A 3,116-nucleotide genomic window follows, 5' to 3' on the forward strand; every position below is an offset into this window, starting at 1 on the left:
AGGAAGCGCGCTGGCGCTCCGCCGAGTTGCTCCGGCGTGTGCGCGTCGCCAATCCCGAGCGGGTGCTCGATCTCTACCCGCATGAGCTTTCCGGCGGCATGCAGCAGCGCGCCAACATCGCCATCGCCATCGCGCTCGACCCGGCGCTGCTGGTTCTGGACGAGCCGACCACGGCGCTCGACGCAAGCGTGCAGTCGGAGGTCATCGCGATCCTCGACGACCTGCGCCGCGACCACAAAACCAGCATCCTCCTGATCAGCCACGACATCAACCTGATCCGCCGCTCCTGCGACCGGGTGGCGGTTATGCAGTCAGGCGCGGTGGTCGAGAGCGGCGATGCCGCGGATGTCTTCGAGCACCCGGACCATGCCTATACCAAGGCGCTGATCGCCTCGATCCCGGCGCTCAATTTCACCAAGCGGGATGGGAGGCTAGCTGAAATCGGCACGACCGTTCGTGGTCGCCCCAAGGCGACCGTTAACGGTCTCGATCAAAGAGACGGGCGGATCGCCATCGCCTGCAAGGAGATCAGTCATTCCTTCCGCGACCAGGCGGTGCTGCACAAGGTCGAGCTCCGCATCGAGCAAGGCGAAACCTTCGGCCTGATCGGTGGATCCGGCTCCGGCAAATCGACGCTGGCGCGGATCGTCACCGGGCTGCAGACGCCTAGCCAAGGATCGGTCGAGCTGTTCGGCAGGACGGTGGCGCCACGCGCCGAGAAGCGGGCGCCAGGCGAACGGCGCGACGTGCAGATGGTCTTCCAGTCGCCCGACCGCACGCTCAACCCGCGCCACCGGATCGGGCGGATCATCAGCCGGCCGCTGCGGCGGCTTGCCGGGCTTGGCCGGAGCCAGGCGCGCGAACGCGCCGCCGAGCTTCTCCGCTCCGTCCGGCTGGCGGAGACAACCGCGGAACAGAAGCCACGCTCATTGTCCGGCGGCCAGCGGCAGAGGGCGGCGATCGCCCGGGCCTTCGCCGGCGCGCCGAAAGTGGTGGTGCTTGACGAGCCGACCTCAGCGCTCGACGTCTCGGTGCAGGCAACGGTGCTCAACCTGCTCAACGATCTGCAGAGCGACAGGAACACGACCTATCTGTTCATCAGCCACGACCTCAGGGTGGTGCGCTACATGGCGGACAGGATCGGCGTGCTCTATCGCGGCCGGCTGGTCGAGACCGGCGCGTCCGAACAGGTCTTTCGCGGACCCAACCACCCCTACACGAAGCAGCTTTTGGCAGCGTCTTCGGATGAGTCACCTGCGGTCTCAGTCCAGGCGGAGATTGCGGCCGAAATCAATTCGAACAGCGGGTGCGCATTCGCCGGCCGCTGTCCGTTGGCGCAGCCCGGTTGCCTGAAAGCCGAACCGCCCGCCACCGATGCGGGCGACGGCCATCTGATCGCCTGCTGGCGGCGCGGCGAATTGTCGTGAAGCTTCAGGGCCGCTGCGAAGCCGAGACGAGATCGGCCTTGCGCCGCGCCGTCTCCAGGCCGACCGCGATGAAGCGGCGCGCATGGCGGGCGAGCTCCATATTGTCGATCCACAGATTGCGCCAGATCGCCGTCTTCCGCGACAGGTTCTCGTCGACGATCTCCGAGGAGAAGGACTCGAAGCTGAGGTCGTCGCTGTAGCCGATCGCCGTCAGCGCATCGAAGATCGCGGCGAAGTCGATGCTACCGGTGCCGAGGAAGCCGCGATGGCTCTCGCCGATATGGACATAGCCGATCTTCTTCGCGGCGTGGCGGATGGCCAGCCCGACATCGGCCTCCTCGATGTTCATATGGAAAGTGTCGAGATGCAGGAAGATGTTGTCGGAGCCGGTGTCCTCGATGAAGGCCAGCCCTTGCGCGGCGGTGTTGAGCAGGTTGCTCTCGAAGCGGTTGACGATTTCGAGATTGAGCGTGACCCCGGCGGCCTTGGCGGTCTCGGCAACCTTGGCAAGTGTTCCCGCGCTGCGGTTCCACTGGTCTCGCGTCGGTGCTTCGGTCTGCAGTCCGTGACTGGTCGAGAGGATGCCGCCGACCTTTTGACCGCCGAGATCGCGCGTGAGGGCGACGGTGCGGTTCAAGCTCTCGACGCCACGCGCGGCGACCGCCTTGTCGGGGCTGGAGATGTCGCCATCGGCCGGCAGGCCGATGCTGATCGCAACGCCCAGGCCGAGATCGGCGATGCTTTTGGCCAGCCTGCCGATATCGACATCGGCCGGATCGAGATAGGAGAACTCGATCAGGTCGAAGCCGGCTTCCTTGGTGTTGGCGAGCGTGCGTTCGAGATCCGCCTGCGCCGAGCTCGCAGACCAGACGAAAGAGTGGATTCCAATGCGCGACATGATCATCTCCGTCCGATGAATGAGGCGCGGCCGGACCGATCCGGCCGCGCCAGCCTTGGGAGCAGGCTTTTTAGCGGGCCGCCGTCCAGCCCTTGTAGTCCTTCAGGTTCTCGGCGGTGATCAGCTTCGGATCGAGCAGCACCGTCGGCTCGGCCGGCTTCTTGCCTGCAAGCACATCCGCCGCCATCGTCAGCGACTGGCCGGCCATGACATAGGGATCCTGCGAAGCCGAAGCCTTGATCATCGAGGTGCCGGAGGCGAACTCCTTCTCGATGTCGGGGGCGCCGTCGACCGCGGTGATGATGAATTCCGAGCGATTGAGCTGCTTGGCGGCGAGCTGCGCGCCGATCGCCGTCGGATCGTTGATGGCGAACACCGCGTCGATCTTGTCGAAGCGGGTGAGCAGCGACTGGAACACTTTCAGGCCGCCGTCGCGCGAGCCTTCGGCGTTCTGGTCGTCGGACAGGACCTTGATGTCGGCGTGCTGCGCAAGCACGTTCTTGCAGCCCTTGACGCGCTCCAGGATCGAGGACGAGGCCGGACCGTTGAGGATGACGTAGTTGCCTTTGCCGCCGGTGTGGTCGACCAGATACTGGCAGGCCTCCTCGCCAGCCTTGACGTTGTTGGTCATCACGGTGACGTCGGCGCCCGGCGCCGAGACGTCGAAGGCGGCGACGACGATGCCGGCCGCCTGCGCCTTCTTGACCGCGGGCGCGATCGCCTTGGCGTCGACGGCGTTGAGCATGATGACGTCGACGCCGGCGGCGATGAAGGAATCGATCTGCGAGACC

The 3,116-nt window shown here is 65.8% G+C and carries 3 protein-coding genes; 1 reads left to right on the forward strand and 2 read right to left on the reverse strand.

The window, feature by feature from the left end:
* A partial coding sequence (locus tag EOA24_RS32250) for an ABC transporter ATP-binding protein (protein ID WP_133374719.1) occupies positions 1–1,427 on the forward strand: 1,427 nt, incomplete at its 5' end.
* 4 nt (positions 1,428–1,431) lie between these two features.
* Here EOA24_RS32250 and EOA24_RS32255 read toward each other — a convergent pair.
* Both EOA24_RS32255 and EOA24_RS32260 read right to left on the reverse strand, forming a co-directional pair.
* On the reverse strand, positions 1,432–2,325 hold the full coding sequence (locus tag EOA24_RS32255) for a sugar phosphate isomerase/epimerase (RefSeq protein ID WP_127258802.1): 894 nt from the start codon (positions 2,323–2,325) through the stop codon (positions 1,432–1,434).
* 70 nt (positions 2,326–2,395) lie between these two features.
* The coding region (locus EOA24_RS32260; RefSeq protein ID WP_127410492.1) for a substrate-binding domain-containing protein at positions 2,396–3,116 on the reverse strand (721 nt) is incomplete at its 5' end.

Origin of the sequence: Mesorhizobium sp. M2A.F.Ca.ET.039.01.1.1, assembly GCF_003998035.1 — a bacterium.
Lineage (GTDB): Bacteria > Pseudomonadota > Alphaproteobacteria > Rhizobiales > Rhizobiaceae > Mesorhizobium.